This is a genomic window from Shimia sp., assembly GCF_965227725.1.
Taxonomy (GTDB): domain Bacteria; phylum Pseudomonadota; class Alphaproteobacteria; order Rhodobacterales; family Rhodobacteraceae; genus Shimia.
The window spans coordinates 12,816-32,614 of sequence record NZ_CBDDGH010000001.1 but is presented as its reverse complement, the minus strand read 5'-3'; the positions used below and the strand labels follow the sequence as shown (position 1 = coordinate 32,614).

The 19,799-nt window shown below is 58.9% G+C and carries 19 protein-coding genes; 10 read left to right on the top strand and 9 right to left on the bottom strand.

All coding sequences use genetic code 11. The features are described from left to right. Positions 1-17 precede the first annotated feature (17 nt). Positions 18-521 (top strand): hypothetical protein, encoded by a 504-nt coding sequence (locus tag ACO07T_RS00165; RefSeq protein WP_422047735.1) that lies wholly within the window; start codon positions 18-20, stop codon positions 519-521. 41 nt (positions 522-562) lie between these two features. Here ACO07T_RS00165 and ACO07T_RS00160 read toward each other — a convergent pair whose 3' ends face one another. Next, positions 563-961, bottom strand: a complete 399-nt coding sequence (locus tag ACO07T_RS00160) for a VOC family protein (RefSeq protein WP_422047734.1) — start codon at positions 959-961, stop codon at positions 563-565. 31 nt (positions 962-992) lie between these two features. After that, positions 993-1,496, bottom strand: a complete 504-nt coding sequence (locus ACO07T_RS00155) for a HugZ family protein (protein ID WP_422047733.1) — start codon at positions 1,494-1,496, stop codon at positions 993-995. Between the two features lie 405 nt (positions 1,497-1,901). Between ACO07T_RS00155 and ACO07T_RS00150 the strand changes: the two genes are divergently transcribed. Continuing rightward, positions 1,902-2,192: a zf-TFIIB domain-containing protein gene (locus ACO07T_RS00150; RefSeq protein WP_422047732.1), complete on the top strand. Its 291-nt coding sequence runs from the start codon at positions 1,902-1,904 to the stop codon at positions 2,190-2,192. Between the two features lie 51 nt (positions 2,193-2,243). Here ACO07T_RS00150 and ACO07T_RS00145 read toward each other — a convergent pair whose 3' ends face one another. From ACO07T_RS00145 to uvrB, 3 genes are all read right to left on the bottom strand, one after another. Next, positions 2,244-2,627 (bottom strand): hypothetical protein, encoded by a 384-nt coding sequence (locus tag ACO07T_RS00145; RefSeq protein ID WP_422047731.1) that lies wholly within the window; start codon positions 2,625-2,627, stop codon positions 2,244-2,246. A gap of 82 nt (positions 2,628-2,709) precedes the next feature. Continuing rightward, on the bottom strand, positions 2,710-3,147 hold the full coding sequence (locus tag ACO07T_RS00140; RefSeq protein ID WP_422047730.1) for a hypothetical protein: 438 nt from the start codon (positions 3,145-3,147) through the stop codon (positions 2,710-2,712). Between the two features lie 345 nt (positions 3,148-3,492). Further along, on the bottom strand, positions 3,493-5,685 hold the full coding sequence (gene uvrB / locus ACO07T_RS00135; protein ID WP_209084141.1) for an excinuclease ABC subunit UvrB: 2,193 nt from the start codon (positions 5,683-5,685) through the stop codon (positions 3,493-3,495). A 549-nt stretch (positions 5,686-6,234) separates the two neighbouring features. Between uvrB and ACO07T_RS00130 the strand changes: the two genes are divergently transcribed. From ACO07T_RS00130 to ACO07T_RS00120, 3 genes are all read left to right on the top strand, one after another. After that, positions 6,235-6,546, top strand: coding sequence for an ETC complex I subunit (locus ACO07T_RS00130; protein WP_422047729.1), 312 nt, complete (start codon positions 6,235-6,237; stop codon positions 6,544-6,546). A gap of 101 nt (positions 6,547-6,647) precedes the next feature. Next, positions 6,648-7,295, top strand: coding sequence for an alpha/beta family hydrolase (locus ACO07T_RS00125; RefSeq protein ID WP_422047728.1), 648 nt, complete (start codon positions 6,648-6,650; stop codon positions 7,293-7,295). Positions 7,296-7,421: 126 nt separating this feature from the next. Further along, a complete protein-coding gene (locus ACO07T_RS00120) occupies positions 7,422-7,889 on the top strand; it encodes an acyl-CoA thioesterase (RefSeq protein ID WP_422047727.1) in 468 nt (155 codons plus the stop codon). Between the two features lie 66 nt (positions 7,890-7,955). Here ACO07T_RS00120 and ACO07T_RS00115 read toward each other — a convergent pair whose 3' ends face one another. The 3 genes from ACO07T_RS00115 to ACO07T_RS00105 all read right to left on the bottom strand — a co-directional run bounded on the left by ACO07T_RS00115 (position 7,956) and on the right by ACO07T_RS00105 (position 10,803). After that, the gene (locus tag ACO07T_RS00115; protein WP_422047726.1) at positions 7,956-8,732 is read right to left on the bottom strand and encodes an enoyl-CoA hydratase-related protein; all 777 of its coding nucleotides are present in this window, start codon (positions 8,730-8,732) and stop codon (positions 7,956-7,958) included. An 11-nt stretch (positions 8,733-8,743) separates the two neighbouring features. Further along, positions 8,744-9,721, bottom strand: a complete 978-nt coding sequence (locus ACO07T_RS00110) for an NAD(P)H-dependent flavin oxidoreductase (protein WP_209077739.1) — start codon at positions 9,719-9,721, stop codon at positions 8,744-8,746. A gap of 167 nt (positions 9,722-9,888) precedes the next feature. After that, positions 9,889-10,803: a LysR substrate-binding domain-containing protein gene (locus ACO07T_RS00105; protein ID WP_422047725.1), complete on the bottom strand. Its 915-nt coding sequence runs from the start codon at positions 10,801-10,803 to the stop codon at positions 9,889-9,891. 158 nt (positions 10,804-10,961) lie between these two features. On the opposite strand from ACO07T_RS00105, the gene ugpB reads away from it, so the two are divergent. The 5 genes from ugpB to ACO07T_RS00080 all read left to right on the top strand — a co-directional run bounded on the left by ugpB (position 10,962) and on the right by ACO07T_RS00080 (position 16,073). After that, a complete protein-coding gene (gene ugpB / locus ACO07T_RS00100) occupies positions 10,962-12,266 on the top strand; it encodes a sn-glycerol-3-phosphate ABC transporter substrate-binding protein UgpB (protein WP_422047724.1) in 1,305 nt (434 codons plus the stop codon). Between the two features lie 88 nt (positions 12,267-12,354). Then, positions 12,355-13,236 (top strand): sn-glycerol-3-phosphate ABC transporter permease UgpA, encoded by an 882-nt coding sequence (gene ugpA / locus ACO07T_RS00095; protein ID WP_209084132.1) that lies wholly within the window; start codon positions 12,355-12,357, stop codon positions 13,234-13,236. Further along, complete coding sequence (ugpE, locus tag ACO07T_RS00090) at positions 13,236-14,087, top strand: sn-glycerol-3-phosphate ABC transporter permease UgpE (RefSeq protein WP_209077743.1); 852 nt, start codon at positions 13,236-13,238, stop codon at positions 14,085-14,087. Before ugpA ends, ugpE begins: the two co-directional genes overlap by 1 nt. Positions 14,088-14,097: 10 nt before the next feature. Next, on the top strand, positions 14,098-15,147 hold the full coding sequence (locus ACO07T_RS00085) for a sn-glycerol-3-phosphate import ATP-binding protein UgpC (protein WP_422047723.1): 1,050 nt from the start codon (positions 14,098-14,100) through the stop codon (positions 15,145-15,147). Then, positions 15,147-16,073, top strand: a complete 927-nt coding sequence (locus tag ACO07T_RS00080; RefSeq protein ID WP_422047722.1) for a glycerophosphodiester phosphodiesterase family protein — start codon at positions 15,147-15,149, stop codon at positions 16,071-16,073. Before ACO07T_RS00085 ends, ACO07T_RS00080 begins: the two co-directional genes overlap by 1 nt. Before the next feature lie 67 nt (positions 16,074-16,140). On the opposite strand, the gene ACO07T_RS00075 is transcribed toward ACO07T_RS00080, so the two are convergent. Then, the gene (locus tag ACO07T_RS00075) at positions 16,141-19,734 is read right to left on the bottom strand and encodes a hydantoinase B/oxoprolinase family protein (RefSeq protein ID WP_422047721.1); all 3,594 of its coding nucleotides are present in this window, start codon (positions 19,732-19,734) and stop codon (positions 16,141-16,143) included. Positions 19,735-19,799: the final 65 nt, after the last annotated feature.

The window sequence follows — 19,799 nt, the reverse complement described above, 5'->3', positions numbered from 1 at the left end:
CAAGGAGCCCCGGCAAAATGATCAAGACTGTCAAATGGTTGCGCGGAGCCGCGATGATTGCGGTATTGGCTTTGGCGGGCGCTGTTTCTGCGGAGGAGGACAATGGATTCTCCGAGCATCAAACGAAACGGGCCGTTGACACTTTCACCTATGGTGCCGAGCAATGCGCCACCCTGGATCCGATCTATCGCGTGGATTGCCTACGTCAGGCCTACAGCCAGACCGTGCGGGTGGTGGCCAATGCCTCCGTGTATTGGGAGGCCGAAGTTGCGCTGACCCGTGTAAATCGCGGGCTCTATGCCTTTGTGCGCGAGCATCTTGATAAGAACGTCGACCGGGTCCGCGTGAATGGCGGTCGTATCAAGGCCGTCACGGCTGACTCGGTGCCCGTTGCGCAGGCGCTTTATGGGGACGGTGTGGATCGGGCGGTGGCCGCAATGCGGGGCGCGTCATCACTGGAAGTGCGCTACTTTGAGCCGATCGCTCAAGTGCTTCTGGCGTCCAAAGCTTTGATGCAGTGAAGACTTAGCGGTAGCGGCGCTCATCGAATGCGCGCCACTGGCTAAGCCGGGCGGAGTTTCTCCGGCAATTCATCAATGTGAAAATCCACATGCAGATGATTGCCGTCTGGATCATTGAGATTGACCTGCACAATCGGAAAGCCCGGCGGAAAGCCGAGGTAGTAGTCGATCTTGCGGGATTTCAGCAGGTCGAGAAACGCCGCCATGCCCGTCGCACCAAACGCGGCATGCTCAAGCGCCAGATCGCCATCCGTTTGCGGGCTGCCCTCCACCTCCACAAGATGCACCACCGCTTGCTTCCCCAGATACATCCAGGCGCCGGGAAAACCGAAATCCGGTCTGGGGCCGGCCTTCATCCCCAAAACCTCCTCGTAAAAGGAGACCATCCTGCTGAGGTTGCCGGTGCGGATGTTTGCGTGATCAAGCGAATGTAGGGGCATAGCCTGACGGTAGGGGCGGGCACGCCATGGGTCAAGCTGGGCTGGATGGCGTCAACATGTCAGCCGGTGTCAGCTTGAAAGCCTTGCCAAATCCGCCGTTCAGAAGGCCACCTATGGCGTCAAACCGCACAAAGCTGAAGTCACCAAAGTCCACATAAAGTTTCGCCTTGGGCCGCTGCGCCAGATAATGGCTGCGCAGGGCAGCGTGCGCTTCACTGTTTCGCGACACAAAGCAGGCCTTGGCGTGAACTGTCAGGCGCGGATGGGTGAGGGGATCACCCTTCTCGGCAGGCTCGCCTAGCAGCAAAGCGCAGCGTGGATCAGCGCGCAACGCTGCCGTGTGGCTGGAGAGGTCGGAGATCAAAGTGAGCGGGGCCGCATCAGGCGCAGTGGCGATGGCGATCCGCGTGACCGAGGGTGCGCCTGTGTTGGGATCTGTCACTGCCAGCGCGGCAAAGCGAGCCTCTGAGATCAAGGCGCGTGCCAGGGCACGTGCATCTTGATCGGTGGGGTGGATCGGAGATTTTTCAGTCATGTCAGCACTTTGCCAGCCTATGGCCCAAAACAAAAGCGGCGCTGGGGATTTTCCCTTGCGCCGCATTGTATCGCTGGCTTGATCTTTGCTGCCTACGTGCGTGGCTGGCTGTCTGGCTGGACCTGGCGTTGGGCTGGGCCTTGCTGGAGCGCTCGCTTCGTACGTGAGTTGCCGATCTGGCTCGCTGATGTCTTGAGTATTTATCTAGAGTGAGTCGCAGGGAGGTGCAAGAGAAAATCGTTTAAAAACATATAGTTGACTGGTTTTGTCGGAATTATAATTTGAGCGTTTCAGTCGGGTTTGCGCAAAATTTTGCGCGTGTGGCGCTATGTCTTTGCCTGCGCTCATGAAATTTGAACGGTGCGTGCCTATCTCTGTCTCAGGAAACATAGGAGGAGTTCTTTGATGAAATGTCCGGTTGATGGCGCGACGCTGGTGATTGCAGATCGCAACGGTGTGGAGATTGACTATTGCCCTGAGTGTCGCGGCGTGTGGCTCGATCGCGGGGAGCTGGACAAGATCATTGAACGCGCAAGTGCCTACAGCCCGCCACCTCCTCCGCCCCAGCAGCAGGCCCCACAAGGCCGTGGCTATGAGAGCCGCGACTATGATCGCGGGCACGATCGCGATTACCACAGCAAACCGCGCAAAAAGAAAAAGATGAGCAGCTTCCTGGATGACATCTTTGATTTCTAAGCTTGCGCTCAGAAGAGATGACAACGGGGGCCATGCGCCCCCGTTTTTGGCTCAGCCTTCGGGATAGGCCGCAAAGCACTGATCCGATTGCCGCGCGGCCTGTGTGCGTGCAGCCCGCAGATCCCGTCGCAAGCCGTCGCGCTTTTCCCGCTCCGCCCGAATGTCGATGTCCACCGGCACTTCGACAGTGTGGTATTCCGTCTCATCACAACGGTACCAACGCCCGTGCTCATCGTGACAATCTTTGGGCACCACAACCGGCTCCTGATACGTATGGATGGCATAGCCGCGCGAGATATTGCCCTCGGCTGTGGCGATGGCGTTCTGCAGCTGCGTCACCCGGCTGTTGGCGGTGTTGAGGCAGCGCTCCAGCGGCGTGGCGCAGGCGGCAAGGGAATAGAGGGTGAGCAGGGCGAGGGCGCATTTTGCGTGCATGTGAGACTCCGTTTTTTCGGAGCCATGGCCTAGGGCGCTGTGACAGGCAAAAACGCGGCGATGTTATCGGATAACGGGTGGCTCAAGAGAGTTGCGCGGCGGCGCAGTCACGAAATTTCTGCACTTCCGGCCCGGCCCCTTCAAGCGAAAGTGGAACGGTCTGCGTCTGAGTGAACGCCACCGCGGTGTGGTTGAACTGCAACCCGTCCAACACATTGCCAAACCCGCTGTCCGCCACATTGAGCGTTTGGTCATTGTCCGACATCGCATGTTTCGGCGTGGAAATGGTGATCTCATTGGGGCCAAGGAACCGCATCGCGAACCAAGGCGCGCTCTGCCACGGGTCGGACTTGCGGGTGATCGCAAGAGTGTAGAGCGGTTTGCTTGGGTCGTAGGTGAGGTGGACGCGGGTGTCGGCGGTCTCATGCGTGAGGGTGCAGGTTTCGCCGGTGATGGCTTGCCACGCTGTGGCCGGGGTGGCGAGGGTGGCTAAGAGGAGAGGGAGAAAGAGGATGCGCATGGGGGAAGGGTAGCGATTGGCATGGCTTGCGCCAAGTCACGGGTTTGTGCTGCCTCAGGGCGCGGATGCCGCCGCACATCGACCTAACAGGCAAAACCCTCGCTCCAATTGCTGAGCCGACAAAGTCTTTCTGAGTTAGCCCGGAACAAGGCGCTTTGCGCCGCCGGGCCAGCGCCGGACCGGCCCCATGGGTCGGCGCTTTTGCGAATGTCGTGCCCGCTTGGTGGGGGGAGATGCCGGCGGACATAAAGTGCCAAATTTTGCGCTTTGGTGCGCCGACCCCCGGTCCGGCGCTGGCCCTTTGTTGTGCGTGCGTCGGTGCGCAAGGATTGCGCACCCTACGTTTTACCGCCCCCGCTTGCTCCGCACGTTCCCACCACGTTGCCCGGCACGGCCAGCCGTAGACCGCCCCTTGCTCTTAACCGCTTCTTCCTCGGCGGCCTTGATTGCGTATTGCCGTGCCATCGGGTCATCTGCCACAGCCAGATCCACGGCTTCCAGACGTTTGATCTCGTCACGCAGGCGCGCGGCCTCTTCGAACTCCAAGTTCTCCGCCGCCTTGCGCATATCGTCGCGCAGCCCGTTGAGCACGGTTTCCAGATTGCCGCCGTGCAGCGGGTTGTCGATCTTGGCGGTGACGCGGGACTGATCGGTGTCGCCCTGATAGAGCCCGGCCAGCACATCCTCGACGTTCTTTTTGACCGTCGCGGGGGTGATGCCGTGTTCCTCGTTATAGGCGATCTGTTTGGCGCGGCGGCGGTTGGTTTCGCCAATCGCGCGCTCCATGGAGCCGGTCATACGGTCCGCATACATGATCACGCGGCCCTCAGCATTCCGCGCGGCGCGGCCAATGGTCTGCACAAGTGAAGTTTCCGAGCGCAGAAAGCCCTCTTTGTCCGCATCCAGAATGGCCACCAGACCACACTCCGGGATGTCCAGCCCCTCCCGCAGCAGGTTGATGCCGACCAGAACATCAAAGGCCCCAAGCCGCAAATCTCGCAGGATTTCAATGCGTTCCAGCGTATCGATGTCGCTGTGCATATAGCGGATCTTGATGCCCTGCTCGTGCAGATATTCGGTGAGGTCTTCGGCCATGCGTTTGGTGAGTGTGGTCACCAGCGTGCGGAACCCATCGGCTGTGACCTTGCGGATCTCATCAAGCAGATCGTCCACCTGCATCTCGACGGGGCGGATTTCCACCTCCGGATCAAGCAGGCCGGTGGGGCGGATCACCTGTTCGGAGAACACACCGCCGGATTGATCCAGCTCCCAGCCCGCCGGGGTTGCGGAAACAAAGACCGATTGCGGACGCATGGCGTCCCATTCCTCAAACTTGAGCGGCCGGTTGTCCATACAAGACGGCAGGCGGAAGCCGTGTTCCGCGAGCGTGAATTTACGGCGGTAGTCGCCCCGGTACATGCCACCGATCTGCGGCACTGACACGTGGCTTTCATCGGCAAAGACGATGGCGTTGTCGGGGATGAATTCAAACAGGGTGGGGGGCGGCTCACCCGGCGCGCGGCCCGTCAGATAGCGCGAGTAGTTCTCGATGCCGTTGCAGAAACCCTGCGCTTCCAGCATCTCCAGATCGAAATTGGTGCGTTGCTCCAGCCGCTGCGCCTCAAGCAGTTTGCCCTCGTCCACCAGCTGATCCAGCCGCTGACGCAGCTCTTTCTTGATGTTCACAATGGCTTGGTTGAGCGTTGGCTTGGGCGTCACATAGTGGCTATTCGCATACACGCGGATCTGCTCAAATGTGTCGGTCTTCTCGCCTGTCAGCGGGTCAAACTCTGTGATGCTTTCCAGCTCTTCCCCAAAGAAGGAGAGCTTCCAGGCGCGGTCTTCCAAGTGAGCCGGAAAGATCTCAAGGCTGTCGCCCCGCACCCGGAAAGAGCCGCGCTGGAAGGCAGCGTCGTTGCGGCGGTATTGCTGGGCCACCAGATCGGCGATCACCTGACGTTGGTCATATTCGCCACCTGCTTTGAGATCGAGGGTCATGGCGGAGTAGGTCTCCACCGAGCCGATACCGTAGATGCAGCTGACCGAGGCCACGATGATCACATCATCGCGCTCCAGAAGCGCCCGCGTGGCGGAGTGGCGCATCCGGTCGATCTGTTCGTTGATCTGGCTTTCCTTCTCGATGAAGGTGTCAGAGCGCGGCACATAGGCTTCCGGCTGGTAGTAGTCATAAAAGCTGACAAAATATTCGACCGCGTTTTCCGGGAAGAAGCCTTTCATCTCGCCATAGAGCTGCGCCGCCAGCGTCTTATTGGGCGCAAGGATGATGGCGGGGCGCTGGGTCTCCTCAATGACCTTGGCCATGGTGAAGGTTTTGCCGGTTCCGGTGGCGCCAAGCAGTACCTGATTGCGGTCGCCGTCATTCACGCCTGCGGAGAGCTCGGCAATGGCGGTGGGCTGGTCGCCTGCAGGCTCAAATTCTGTATGCATAACAATGCGTTTGCCGCCTTCAAGCTTGGGGCGGCGGGGGGCGCTGGGATCAGGGCCATTTAAGAGCGGAGCATTGGCGGCATCGGTCATCGTGAATATCCAGGCGCTGGGCAAACGTTCTGCGCGCGCGGGCGCGTCGGTCTCTGATGTTGGTCTCTTTTTGTTCTTATGCAAGGGCGAAATGGCAATTCAAGGGTGGTTGAAGTGCGATGCTGACAACAAATGACAGGAGGGGAGATTTTGCACTTGCAGAAAAACAGCGCGATCTCCGTTTTGGCGCTGCAGCAATTCGGCTTAAATTGACCTAAGGGAAGCATCCAGTGCGCTCCACTAAGTAAGTCGTTGTGCTTGCTTTTGAAATTTTAGAACAAAATTCTAGCACTTTGCGTAATTAAATATATGTTGCACTTGCATATAAAGCGGCATGTTCGATATGCTCATTTCAGCAAGCAACCATGTGCAACGACCGTTTCAATCTGCACTTACACCCCTCGCTCCCCGCAGTTTGGAAAGGCGTTTTGGTTGCTTGCGAGCCTTTCCTTTCCAAAGATTGAATATTTGCAAGTGCTTCTGCGCTATTCTGCCACTTGTCGCAGCGTCCGGAATCCGTGATAAAGCGAACAGTCCAAGGAGAATGCGATGATTGCGCGTATCTATCAGCCAGCCCGGACAGCGATGTCATCGGGCACCGCCAAGACACACCAATGGGTGCTGGAATACGGCCCTTCGGAGGCCAAGGACATTGATCCCCTGATGGGATGGACCGGCTCCGGCGACACGCAGAGCCAGGTGCGTCTGAAGTTTGACAGCAAGGATGCGGCGGTGGCTTACGCCCGTGATCGCGGGATCGAAGCACAGGTGGTTGAGCCGCAAAAGCGCAAGCCAAACATCCGCGCTGGCGGCTACGGCGAAAACTTTGCCACCAACCGTCGCGGGCCTTGGACGCACTGAGGTAGGATCTGCCAAACCCCGTGCGGAGCTCTTTAGGGAATGTCGCGGGGTGAGTGTTGATAGAGGCGCCTGCGGGCGCCTTTTGTATGTTTGGAGGCCACATGGCTGCACCTGAATTTCTGATCAATCCGGCGGGCGAGGGCGCGCCGACCTTTGTTTTTGCACATGGGGCGGGGATCGGCATGGACGCGCCGTTTATGACCACCGTGGCCGAAGGTCTGGCAGCGCGCGGTGTGCAGGTGGCGCGGTTTGAATTTGCCTATATGGCGCAGCGGCGCACGGGCGGTGCAAAACGGCCGCCGCCCAAGGTGGCGCTCTTGCAGGAGGAATATTGCGCGGCGCTTGCGGCGTTGGCTGAAAGTGGTCCGATTGTCATTGGCGGCAAATCCATGGGCGGGCGCGTGGCCAGCCTGATTGCAGACGACCTTTTGGCGGCGGGGAAGATCAAAGGCGCCCTGTGCCTCGGCTACCCGTTTCATCCGCAGAACAAGCCAGAAACCCTGCGGGTTGCGCATCTGGAGGCGCTGCTGACACCGACCCTGATATGCCATGGTACACGTGATCCCTTTGGCACCCAAGAAGAGGTGGCGACCTATGCGCTGTCACAGCAGGTGGAACTCGCTTGGTTTGAAGATGGCGACCATGATCTGAAACCCCGCAAACGGGTGACAGGGCTGGATCACGCCGCGCATTTGGAGCGGCTTTGCGATGTCGCGGCTGCGTGGATCAAACGAGTCTGTGCCCACTAAATAGCCGACGCGAGAGACATGTTGCGGGGACGTTGCGTAGCGACCCAATGCGCTGACTGGCGCAGTGCGAATGCAATCTCTAGGGTGTCTCAAAATCCTCCTTCCAAGCCAACGTGAGCGGTGCACATGACAGATCAAGAGATCGAAAACCTCGCTGATTTTCCAAACTCTTACTGGAAGCGGTTTCAGGTCACCAAAGTGGATCTGGACGGGTTTCACCACGTCAACAATGCGGTTTATCTGAAGTGGCTGGACGCCACCGTTTGGGAGCACACGCGCGCGGTTGGGTTGACCGAAGAAGTGTGCCTGAAGATGGAGCGCGGCATGGCGGCTGTGCGCCATGAGATCAAATACCTGTCGTCAGCCTTTCTGAATGACGAGGTCGTGGTGTTTAACTGGATCCTGTCAAACGACGGGCGTTTGCGCTGCAGCCGACTGTTTCAGGTGGTGCGCCTGAGCGATCAGAAAACCATCCTGCGGGCGCAGTCTGACTATGTGAGCACCAATTTGACCACAGGCCGCCCTGTGAAGATGCCAGAGATTTTCAAAACCGACTACGCCGTGACCGTGCCGGAAGGGGCCAAGCTGGTCTGAGTTTTCACAGATTTTGGCCATAGAACAAAGCCGATGCAGGGAGGTCCTTGCATCGGCTTTCTTGTCTTATTTGAAGACCGGTTTGCGCTTTTCGGTGAAGGCTGCGTAGGCCTCTTTGAATTCGTCCTTGTCCAGACCGGCGGCAAATTCCGACAGCTCGTTGCTGACGCGGTCCCAAAGGGTGCCTTCCAGGTCACGACGCAGGAACGCTTTGGTCAGACGCATGGCTTCCGGCGGCTGTTCGCACAGCGCCTTGAGCGTCGCCTCAACCGTGGCCACCAGATCGGCCGCAGGCAGAACCTGATTGATCAAACCCGCGCTCAGCGCTTCGTCCGCGTCAAACATGCGGCCCAACAGGAGCAGCTCCGCCGCTTTGGCTTGGCCCATCAGACGTGGCAGCACGTAGCTCGCGCCGGCTTCTGGCACCAGACCAAGGTTGACAAAAGGCAGGCGGAAACGGGCGCCCTCGGCCACATAGATCAGATCACAATGCATCAGCATGGTGGCGCCAATGCCGATTGCCACGCCTTCGACCTCTGCAACGATCGGTTTCGGGAACTCGATCAGCGCCTTCAGGAAGGCAGCCACCGGAGGGTTGTCCCCTTTGGCGGTCTGATCAAAGCCAGAGACCACATTGCCGCTGGTGAAATCATTGTCAGCGCCGCGCAGCCAGACGGCGCGGATCTCGGAGTTGGCTGCGGCCGCGTTGAAGGCGTCGGCCAGACCAAGGTACATGTCTTTGTCGATGGCGTTTTTCTTGCCCGGCGCGGTCATGGTGATGCGCATCACCTGGCCGAGCTGCTCGGTGAGAACGCCGTTTTCTGGTGTGGTTGTATCGGTCATTTTAGGTCCCCTTACGCTTTGCTGAAGCCAACAAGGCGCTGATTGATGATCTCGTCAGCTTCCCGCATGATGCGCGAAATCAGCTCCTCGCAGGTCGGGATGTCGTTGATCAGGCCCGCGACCATGCCGCAGGACCATGCGCCCGCATCCATTTCGCCATCCTGCATAACACGCGGATAGACGCCTGCGACCTCATCAATGATGTCGTCAAACTGGATTGCGTCGCCTTTTTCTTTCTCTTTGGCGAGAACACGTTCCACCGCCTTGTTGGTCAGCACGCGCTCGGTGTTGCGCAGCGGGCGCATGACGAGACGGGTGTCAAGCTCTGTAGCAGCGACCAGCGCGTCTTTGACGTTCTGATGCACAGGGGCGTCCTGAGTGGCCACGAAACGGGTGCCGAGGTTGATCCCCGCAGCGCCAAGCGCCAGCGACGCCACGAGAGAGCGGCCGTCTGCCTGACCGCCGGAGGCCACAAAGGGGATCTCCAGCTCATCTGCAGCGCGCGGCAGCAGGATCATGTTGGGGATGTCATCTTCGCCCGGGTGACCACCGCATTCAAACCCGTCCACGGAGACCGCGTCACATCCAATCTCCTGCGCCTTCAGCGCGTGGCGCACAGAGGTGCATTTGTGGATCACTTTGATGCCCGCATCCTTGAGGTAAGGCATCACCTGCGCAGGGTTGCGGCCTGCGGTTTCCACCACGGTCACGCCGCCGTCGATGATGGCTTTGATGAGCGCGGGATAATCCGGTGCGTTAACCGTTGGCAGGAAGGTCACGTTCACCGCAATCGGCTTGTCGGTCATGTCCTTGCAGCGGGCAATTTCATTGGCCAGATCTGCCGGTGTTTTCTGGGTGAGGCCGGTGATGGTGCCAAGCCCACCCGCGTTGGAAACCGCTGCCGCCATCTCGGCAAAGCCGACATAGTGCATGCCGCCCTGAATGATCGGGTGTTCAATCCCCAACATTTCGGTGATGGCTGTTTTCATGAGAAGCCTCCTCTATCTCTTACGATCCTGATTTGGCGCCTAACAACCATGGGAGGCGCTCGGGATGAAAGCGCTGTTCTTGAAAACGTAGCGTCCTTGATCGTTCAGGCCATTCTGAGAACATCAATGGCCGGAAATGGCAATTTTTGGGAGGCCGCTGAGGCCTGTTATCCCGGCGCGTCCGGAGCTTCGGCCATGAATGGCGCAAGGCTGTCTGTGAAGGCCTTGATAAAATCAAAAACCAGCGGCGAGGCATTGGCTGTCACCGGGCGCAGAATGGTCAGCCGGTGGTCGATCTGTGGCGAAAAAGGCCGGATCGTCAAACCCTTGTTGCGATATTGCTCCGCGTCCAAGGCGCTGACAATCGACACACCATGGCCCTGGCTGACAATGGTGCAGGCGGCGGTGAACTGGCGCACTTCGATCCAGGATTTGAGCTGCTCACCATGATCGGCAAAGGCACGCTCCACCCGGCGAAAGAACGGGCTGTCGCGGCGCGAGTGGATCAGTTTCTCATCCCGAATGTCGCTGGGCGTGATCACCTGCTTGACGGTCAAAGGGTGGCCTTCCGGCATGATCAGCACGGAGCGGATGGAAATATCGGTGGCCTCCGTCGCCGGATGCCCGGCAAACCCGTCGGTAATGCCACAGTCATATTGCTCCCCGATGATCCACTCCAGAATGCGCTCAGGCCGATCCGGCTCCAAGGTGACGGTCACTCCGGGACGGTCGCTGAGAAAATCCACCAGCACGCCGGGCAGGTGGCTGGTCGCAAATCCGGGAAGGCAGGCAATGCGGATGTGTCCCGTTTTCCGCTCGGCAATGTCGCGACGCAGATCATCCAGATGATCAAGCCGGTCCAGAATGCGAGTCACCTCTGCCAGCAAATAGCGGGAGTCGCTGGTGGGTTCGAGCACCCCGCGCCGCCGGTGAAAAAGCTCAAAGCCGACCGACTTGGAAAAGTCCGACATAAGCCGACTCACTGCCGGTTGTGAGACGCCAAGTGCCTCCGCAGCTTTGGTAATTGACCCGCTTTCCGCCACCGCGCGGAAGGCTTCGAGTTGTCTCATCTGAAATTTCACGGCACCCGAACCCTTGGTTTTTCTTATGTTTGTATCGTTTTATCGCACCTATATAACATTGAGTTATGTTTGTGTCTAAAAAGTTTAACTTGCATTATTTCATCTATTTTCGAATGCTTTGCCTGAAATTTGGTCAGTTCAGTGAGGGGACGAGAGAGATGAATTTTACCAAAGTAGCATTTTCCGGCGTGGCATTGGCGAGCCTGATGGCAGGAATGGGCATGGCCCAGACCGAGATCCAGTGGTGGCATGCCATGGGCGGCGCCAATGGCGAACGCATCGACAAGATGGCGGCAGACTTCAACGCCAGCCAGTCTGAGTACAAAGTGGTGCCAACCTACAAAGGCAACTACACCGAGACGATGACCGCGGCAGTCGCGGCCTTCCGCGCCAAAGAGCATCCGCATCTGGTGCAGGTGTTTGAAGTGGGCACCGCAACCATGATGGCGGCAAAAGGCGCGATCTACCCGATTGAGCAGATGATGGCGGATGCGGGCGAAGGCTTTGACAAATCCGACTATCTGCCTGCGGTGATTTCCTACTACCAGACGCCCGAAGGCGAACTGCTGTCGATGCCGTTCAACAGCTCCACACCGGTGCTGTGGTACAACGCCGATGCCCTGAAAGCGGCGGGTGTTGATGCGCCAAAGACTTGGGATGATGTGAAAGCCGCCTCTCAGGCGCTGGTCGACAGCGGCATGGACTGCGGCGTGAGCTTTGGCTGGCAATCCTGGGTCATGATCGAGAACTTCTCCGCATGGCACGATCTTGAGATGGGCACCAAAGAAAATGGCTTTGCCGGCTTTGACACTGAGTTCACCTTCAACAACGACAAGGTGGCGGCCCGTCTGGACGATGTCGCGGCGATGTCAGACGGCAACCTGTTCAAATATGGCGGCCGTCGCGGTGACTCCCTGCCGATGTTCACCAATGGTGAATGCGGCATGTGGATGAACTCCTCCGCATACTACGGCTCAATCAAATCTCAGGCGGGGTTTGAATTTGGCCAGACCATGCTGCCGCTGGACACCTCCGTCGCAGACGCGCCGCAGAACTCGATCATCGGCGGGGCAACGCTCTGGGCGCTCGCAGGCCATGAGGCGGATGAATACAAAGGTCTGGCCCAGTTCATGACCTATCTGTCTTCCGCTGAGGTGCAGGCATGGTGGCATCAGGAAACCGGTTATGTGCCGATCACCACAGCCGCTTATGAGCTGTCCAAGGAACAGGGCTTCTATCAGGACAACCCGGGCACAGACACCGCCATTCAACAGTTGAGCCTGAACACGCCAACCGCCAATTCTCGCGGCATCCGCTTTGGCAACTTCGTGCAGGTGCGCGACGTGATCAACGAAGAGATGGAAGCGCTCTGGGCCGGTGACAAAACCGCGCAAGAGGCGCTGGACGCGGCGGCTGAGCGCGGCAATGCCCTGCTGCGCAAATTTGAGCGTGCAGCCAACTGATCAAGGTTAACTCCGGGCGCCTGGTGGTCTTTCATGGCTGCCGGGCGTTTTTTGTCGTTCAAAACGACCACAGGTTTTCAGGGGTGACATGCTCAAACGCGTCCATTTCCCATCCTCTGCGCTGCCCTTCCTTCTGGTGGCCCCGCAGATCATCATCACGCTGGTCTTTTTTATTTGGCCAGCCGCACAGGCGATCTATCAGTCGTTTCTGATTGAGGACGCCTTCGGGCTGTCCACAGAGTTTGTCTGGTTTGAGAATTTCCAGATCCTGTTTCAGGACAAACAGTATCTCGCAACATTCTGGCGCACGCTGTTTTTCTCGGCTGCGGTGGCGATCTTGTCGATGTCGATTGCGCTGATCCTTGCAGCCTTTGCCGATCGCGTGGTGCGCGGTGCGACGGCCTACCGGACGCTCATGATCTGGCCCTATGCGGTCGCCCCGGTACTGGCGGGCGCGCTTTGGGTGTTCATGTTCAACCCGACGCTGGGTATTTTCCCGTTCCTTCTGGATATGGTGGGGCTGGATTGGAACCACTACCTCAAAGGCAGCCATGCAATGATGCTGGTGATCTTTGCCGCCGCGTGGAAGCAGATCGCCTACAACTTCCTGTTCTATCTCGCCGCCATGCAATCCATCCCGCGTTCGGTGATCGAAGCTGCTGCGATTGATGGGGCAGGGCCGGTGCGCCGGTTCAAAGATTTCATCTTCCCACTGATCTCGCCCACGACGTTTTTCCTCCTTGTGATCAACGCGGTCTACGCCTTCTTTGACACCTTCGGCATCATCCACGCGGTGACACAGGGCGGGCCAGCGAACAGCACTACAATCCTTGTCTACAAAGTGTTCAACGACGGTTTTGTGGGCCTCGATCTGGGCGGCTCTGCGGCACAGTCGGTGATCCTGATGTTCCTCGTCATCACCATGACCGTGGTCCAGTTCCGCTACGTTGAGCGAAAGGTCGAATACTGATGGTTGAAAATCGTCCCATTCTGACTTTGGTCAGCCATCTGATCCTGATCTTCGGTGTGGTGCTTGTGGCGCTGCCGATCTGGATCACCTTTGTGGCCGCCACCCATGACGCCGTGCGCATGACCCAAGCGCCAATCCCGCTGCTGCCGGGCACGCATTTCCTGGAAAACCTCAAGGCAACGCTTTTTGGCTCTGGTCTCTCCAGCGCAGAGGCTGCGCCGGTCTGGCGCATGCTGCTGAACTCGCTGGCGATGGCGCTAATGATTGCGCTGGGCAAGATCATCATCTCGCTCTTGTCGGCCTTCGCCATCGTTTACTTCAAGTTCCCCTTCCGCATGGGCTTCTTCTGGCTGATCTTCATCACTCTGATGCTGCCCGTAGAAGTGCGCATCCTGCCAACCTTTGAGGTGGTGGCCAATCTGGGGATGCTCAACAGCTACTGGGGTCTGACCGTGCCGCTGATTGCGTCGGCCACCGCCACCTTCATGTTCCGGCAGGTGTTTCTGACCATCCCCGACGAGATGCTGGAAAGCGCGCGGATTGACGGGGCGGGGCCGATGCGGTTCTTCATCGACATCCTCGTGCCGCTCAGCCGCACCAACATTGCCGCGCTGTTTGTGATCCTCTTTATCTACGGTTGGAACCAGTACCTCTGGCCGCTGTTGATCACCACAGACAACGACATGACCACGATCGTCATGAGCATCAAACAGATGCTGGAGGCGGCAGAGCAATCCCCGCAATGGAACATCATCATGATGACCGCGCTACTGGCGATGATCCCGCCGGTGTTTGTGGTGATCGCAATGCAGAAGCTCTTTGTGCAAGGGCTGACCGAGACAGACAAATAGGCAAACGACCATGGCATCCATTACATTGAAAGACCTTGTGAAAGCCTATGGCGACACCGAGGTGCTGCATCACATCGACGGACAGATTGAGGACGGCGAATTTGTTGTGATCGTCGGCCCGTCCGGCTGCGGTAAATCCACTTTGCTGCGGATGGTGGCTGGGCTGGAAACCGTGTCCGGCGGGGAAATCCACATTGGCGACCGCGTGGTCAATGAGCTGGAACCCGCAGATCGTGACATCGCAATGGTGTTTCAGAACTACGCGCTTTACCCGCATATGTCGGTGCGCGAGAACATGGCTTATGGCCTGAAAATCCGCAAAATCAGCAAGGATGAAATCAACCGCCGCGTTGAAGAAGCCGCGGATATTCTTGAAATCCGTCCGTATCTCGAGCGCAAACCGCGCCAGCTGTCCGGCGGTCAGCGCCAGCGCGTGGCCATGGGCCGTGCGATTGTGCGCGACCCACAGGTCTTCCTGTTTGATGAGCCGCTATCGAACCTCGACGCCAAGCTGCGCGTCCAGATGCGTCTTGAGATCCGCAAATTGCAACAAAAGCTGGGCGTGACCTCGATCTATGTGACCCACGATCAGGTCGAAGCCATGACACTGGGGGATCGGCTGATGGTGCTCAATGGCGGCTATGTGGAACAATTCGGCACCCCGATTGAGCTCTATGACCGCCCTGAAACCATGTTTGTGGCTGGCTTTATCGGCAGCCCGGCCATGAACTTTCTGCCTGCCGAAGTGGCGAACGGGGTAACGACTCTGTCCAATGGAGCACGTCTTGGCGTTGCTCTGGGGCAGGGCCATGTGGTTCTGGGCGTGCGGCCGGAGCATCTGGAACCCCAAGAGGACGGTGCAATTGAGGTACAGGTGCAACTGATGGAACAGTTAGGTGCCAACACATTGTTACATGGCGCACTTAAAGGTACCGACACTGAAATGGTGGTGAGTCTTCCCGGACATGTGACGGCAGCACCCGGCACCGAAATGAAATTTGGTGCGGCGCCGGAGAATATGCACTTCTTTGCGCCGGACACGCAAAAACGGATCGAGTGATGCGTCAATATGGGCAACTAGATGGATTTCGCGCGGATGCGGCGGGGCCCCGGATTTCCGGGCACCGCGGTGCGCGGGGGGTTTTGCCGGAAAATACCATGGAAGGCTTTGCCTTCTGCCAGCAGATCGGCGTGGCGTCGATTGAATTTGATGTGGTGATGACCAAAGACCGGGTGCCGGTTGTGGTGCACAATCATACGCTGGACGGCGCCTTGGCCCGTGGCGCAGATGGCCTCTGGCTGCCCGATCCCGGGCCGCGCGTGGCCGAGATGACCCTAGCCGAAGTGCAGGGCTGCAATGTGGGTGCCGCCAATCGGGACACTGAATACGGCCGCCGGTTTTCGGATCAGGCGACACTGCCGTCAGCCAAAGCGCCCACTCTGGCCGATGTGCTGGCCTTTGCCGCCAAGCCTGAGAACGCATCGCTCTCGCTGTTGCTGGAGATGAAGACAGATCCTGATGCGCTTGATATGGCGCAGGAACGCGAAGAGATGGTTGCCGCCGTTGCTGCTGAGGTGCGCCGCGCCGGTGTGGTCGAGCGCACGGTGATGCACAGCTTTGATTGGGGCATTCTCGATGTGGCCCGCGCGCAAGCGCCTGAGATGCCGACTTCCTACCTATCTTACCTGCCCAAGGGCTTTCCGGGTGAAAACGTGGACCGCACAGTGATGCCGCGCTGGAAAGAAATTCCGCCGTCCCTGCCCAAAGCGGTCGTGGAGGCCGGAGGCCAGATGTGGTGCCCGCATTTTCTGGATGTGACCGCCGAGTTGGTCGAGGAGGCCCACGGCCTTGGCTTGGTTGTCGGCACATGGACCGTCAATGAGGTGGCAGACATCAACCGCATGATTGAATGCGGCGTGGACAGCATCGTGAGCGATTATCCCGGCCGCGTGCAGGATTGCCTGCTCCGCCGCGCTGCCGCTTAACAAGGCTTCCTGCTGCAAAGAACAAGGGCCGCTTGGGGATCTCTCCAAGCGGCCCTTCTTTGTTGCTTTAAGCAGCGCCGAAGCCGCCGCCCCCCGGAGTTTCCATCACAAAGATATCGCCAGCGGTCAGTTCAGCCTGATCATTCCCGGTGAGCTTTTCTTCGCTGCCATCGGTGCGGACCACGCTGTTGAGGCCGACTTTCCCTGTGCCACCACCTGCTGCCCCATGGGGCGGGATCACGCGGTGTGAGGACAGCACCGTCACCGTCATCGGCTCATTAAACCGCAGTCGCCGGATGATGCCATCGCCACCCTGCCACCGGCCGTCGCCACCAGACCCATGCCGGATCGAAAACTCTTCCACCCGCACCGGGAAGCGGGTTTCCAGTACTTCCGGGTCGGTCATACGGGTGTTGGTCATATGGCTGTGCACCGCACTTGTGCCATCAAACCCGTCGCCCGCGCCGGTGCCACCACAGATGGTTTCGTAGTTCTGATAGGTGTCGTTGCCGTAGACAAAGTTGTTCATCGTGCCCTGACTGCCCGCAATCACCCCGAGCGCGCCATACAACGTGTCGGCAATCGCCTGACTGACCTCGGTGTTGCCAGAAATCACGGCCGCAGGGAATTTCGGGTTGATCATCGAGCCTTCCGGCACAATGAGCGAGAGCGGTTTGAGGCATCCTTCGTTCATCGGGATGTCGCTGCCCACAAGCGTGCGGAAGACATAAAGCACCACCGCGCGGCAGATTGCCATCGGGGCGTTGTAGTTCGTCGCGCTCTGCTCTGATGTGCCGTTGAAGTCGATGGTCGCGGTGCGGTTTTCCTTATCCACTTTGATCGCGACGTCGATCTTTGCACCGCCGTCCAGCGGGTAGGAAAACGCGCTGTCTTTCAACACATCGAGCACCTGCCGCACGCTTTCTTCGGCGTTATCCTGTACGTGGCCCATATAGGCTTGAACGGTGGAATGCCCGAACTGTGCGGTGATCTTCGTAAGCTCGGAGGCACCGGTGGCATTCGCGGCAATCTGCGCGGCCAGATCGGCCATGTTTTCATTCACGTTCCGGCAGGGGTAGCGCCCGGACGTGAGCAACTCGCGTGCGGCTGTTTCCCGCAGGCTGCCCTGATCCACCAGAAGGAAATTGTCGATCACGATGCCTTCTTCTTCGATATGGCGGCTGTCGGGCGGGGCGGACCCCGGCGTTTTGCCGCCAATATCGGCGTGGTGCCCACGTGAAGCTACGGTGTAGATGATGGTCTCGCCCGCCGCGTCAAACACCGGGGTAATCACCGTCACATCCGGCAGGTGCGTGCCGCCATTATAGGGGTTGTTCATCATGAACACATCGCCGGGGCGGATCTTACCCGCGTTCTCGCGCAGTACCGTGCGCACGCTTTCCGACATGGAGCCCAGATGCACAGGCACATGCGGCGCATTGGCCACCAGATCACCGTTCTGATCAAAGATCGCGCAGGAGAAATCGTAGCGCTCCTTGATGTTGACCGAATAGGCGGTGTTCGCAAGCGTCGCGCCCATCTGCTCGGCAATCGACATAAAGAGGTTGTTGAACACCTCCAGCATCACCGGATCCACCGAGGTGCCAATCGCCTCAGAGCGTTTGAGCGGCACAATGCGCTTCAGCACCAGATTGCCCCCGGTGGCGCAGGTCGCCTGCCAGCCGTCTTCAATCATATTGGTGCCGGTTGGTTCGGTCAGGATGGCAGGCCCCGTCACCGATTGCCCAAGCGCCAAGGTGGCGCGATCCACCAGCGGCACCTCTTGCAAACGCCCGCCCGTGTAAAGCATCACATTGGGGGCCGCGCTGTCGGTGCCCTCAGGGTCTGGCATGGTCACCGCTTCGCCGGTCTGCCCGATCGCCTCGGCCACCACCACATCAATGATCAGATCATCGGTCTCCGGCGCAAAGCCAAAGCGCTGTTTGTGCGCGGTGATAAAGTCGTCCCGCATGGTCTCGGGAGCGCCGAAAGCCACGGTGAGGCTCTGCTGCGCCCCTTTGGGGCGAATGTGCGCGGTTTGGGAGACGGTGATGTCCTGATCTGCAACCCCTTGCTCAGCCACTTCGGCATGCGCCGCAGCGGTGAGATCCTGCAAAGCCGCAGCGGCCTCCGGCGCATTCAGCGCGCAGGCCACTTGGCTTTCCCGCATCGCGCGGATGTCTGCAAGCCCCATGCCAAAAGCAGAGAGAACGCCCGCAAACGGGTGGATGAAGATGCTTTCCATGCCAAGCGCATCCGCCACGAGACAGGCATGCTGTCCGCCCGCGCCACCAAAACAGTTCATCGTGTATTTGGTCACGTCATAGCCGCGCTGCACTGAGATCTTCTTGATCGCATTGGCCATGTTTTCCACGGCAATCCGCAGGAAGCCTTCGGCGAGATCCTCCACGGATTTCTCGCTGCCAATCTCCGCCTTCAGCGCTTCGAACTTCACGCGCACAGCGTCCACATCCAGCGGCTGATCACCATGGGGCCCAAACACATGTGGGAAATGATCGGGCTGCAGTTTGCCCAGAAGCACGTTGCAATCCGTCACGGTGAGCGGCCCGCCGCGACGATAGGCGCAAGGCCCCGGATTGGCCCCCGCGCTTTCCGGACCCACCTGCATACGGCCATCACGGTAGCTCAGGATCGAGCCGCCACCCGCCGCAACCGTGTGGATTGACATCATCGGCGCGCGCATCCGCACGCCGGCCACTTCGGTCTCAAACGAACGCTCATATTCGCCCGCATAGTGGCAGACATCTGTGGAGGTGCCGCCCATGTCAAAGCCGATCAGCTTGTCAAAGCCAAGCTCCGCCGCAGAGCGCACCATGCCAACTACGCCGCCCGCAGGGCCGGACAGGATCGCGTCACGCCCCTGAAACAGCCGCGCATCGGTCAAACCGCCATTGGATTGCATGAACAAAAGCCGCTCACAGCCGCCTTTGGCCGTGTCGAGCGCGGTGGCCACCTGATCCACATAGCGGCGCAGGATCGGAGAAAGGTAAGCATCCACCACAGCGGTGTCGCCACGCCCCACCAGCTTGATCAGCGGGCTGGTCTCATGGCTCAGCGAAATCTGCGAAAAGCCAATCTCTTCAGCAATCTTCCCCAGCGTTTTCTCATGTGCGGAGAAGCGGTAGCTGTGCATCAGCGCAATGGCGACAGACCGGAACCCCGCCGCATGGGCCGCTTCCAGCGCACTCCGCGCCGCTTCAGCATCTAGCGCGGTGATGACATTGCCATCCGCATCCAGCCGCTCTTCAACCTCGATCACCTCATCATAGAGCAGCTCAGGCAACACAATATTGAGATCAAAAAGCGCCGGGCGGTTCTGGTAGCCAATCCGTAATAAATCGCGCAACCCTTTGGTGATCAGGAGTACCGTGCGTTCACCCTTGCGTTCCAAAAGTGCATTGGTTGCAACCGTTGTGCCCATTTTTACGGCATCGATCGCGCCTCTAGGAATCGCGTCGCCTTCAGCCAGATCAAGCAGCTGGCGGATGCCATGCACCGCCGCGTCTTTGTAGATTTCTGGGTTTTCTGACAAGAGCTTATGGGTTTTGAGCCCGCCATCCGGCGTCTTCGCCACGATGTCGGTAAACGTGCCGCCACGGTCGACCCAGAATTGCCATGCGCTGTCGTGCTCTGTGGTCATCGGTCTCTCCTAGAATCGAATTATTGTTGCTTTATTGTGAGAACGCTGACAATTTGTCAACGTTA

Bases quoted from the DNA above. Each gene is read 5' to 3' on its own strand.
- ACO07T_RS00085 (WP_422047723.1), top strand. From the start codon at position 14,098: ATGGCATCCATTACATTGAAAGACCTTGTGAAAGCCTATGGCGACACC.
- ACO07T_RS00160 (WP_422047734.1), bottom strand. From the start codon at position 961: ATGCCCCTACATTCGCTTGATCACGCAAACATCCGCACCGGCAACCTC.
- ACO07T_RS00080 (WP_422047722.1), top strand. From the start codon at position 15,147: ATGCGTCAATATGGGCAACTAGATGGATTTCGCGCGGATGCGGCGGGG.
- ugpA (WP_209084132.1), top strand. From the start codon at position 12,355: ATGCTCAAACGCGTCCATTTCCCATCCTCTGCGCTGCCCTTCCTTCTG.
- ACO07T_RS00140 (WP_422047730.1), bottom strand. From the start codon at position 3,147: ATGCGCATCCTCTTTCTCCCTCTCCTCTTAGCCACCCTCGCCACCCCG.
- ACO07T_RS00120 (WP_422047727.1), top strand. From the start codon at position 7,422: ATGACAGATCAAGAGATCGAAAACCTCGCTGATTTTCCAAACTCTTAC.
- ugpB (WP_422047724.1), top strand. From the start codon at position 10,962: ATGAATTTTACCAAAGTAGCATTTTCCGGCGTGGCATTGGCGAGCCTG.
- ACO07T_RS00115 (WP_422047726.1), bottom strand. From the start codon at position 8,732: ATGACCGATACAACCACACCAGAAAACGGCGTTCTCACCGAGCAGCTC.
- ACO07T_RS00155 (WP_422047733.1), bottom strand. From the start codon at position 1,496: ATGACTGAAAAATCTCCGATCCACCCCACCGATCAAGATGCACGTGCC.
- ugpE (WP_209077743.1), top strand. From the start codon at position 13,236: ATGGTTGAAAATCGTCCCATTCTGACTTTGGTCAGCCATCTGATCCTG.
- ACO07T_RS00125 (WP_422047728.1), top strand. From the start codon at position 6,648: ATGGCTGCACCTGAATTTCTGATCAATCCGGCGGGCGAGGGCGCGCCG.
- ACO07T_RS00130 (WP_422047729.1), top strand. From the start codon at position 6,235: ATGATTGCGCGTATCTATCAGCCAGCCCGGACAGCGATGTCATCGGGC.
- ACO07T_RS00165 (WP_422047735.1), top strand. From the start codon at position 18: ATGATCAAGACTGTCAAATGGTTGCGCGGAGCCGCGATGATTGCGGTA.
- ACO07T_RS00110 (WP_209077739.1), bottom strand. From the start codon at position 9,721: ATGAAAACAGCCATCACCGAAATGTTGGGGATTGAACACCCGATCATT.
- uvrB (WP_209084141.1), bottom strand. From the start codon at position 5,685: ATGACCGATGCCGCCAATGCTCCGCTCTTAAATGGCCCTGATCCCAGC.
- ACO07T_RS00145 (WP_422047731.1), bottom strand. From the start codon at position 2,627: ATGCACGCAAAATGCGCCCTCGCCCTGCTCACCCTCTATTCCCTTGCC.
- ACO07T_RS00150 (WP_422047732.1), top strand. From the start codon at position 1,902: ATGAAATGTCCGGTTGATGGCGCGACGCTGGTGATTGCAGATCGCAAC.
- ACO07T_RS00075 (WP_422047721.1), bottom strand. From the start codon at position 19,734: ATGACCACAGAGCACGACAGCGCATGGCAATTCTGGGTCGACCGTGGC.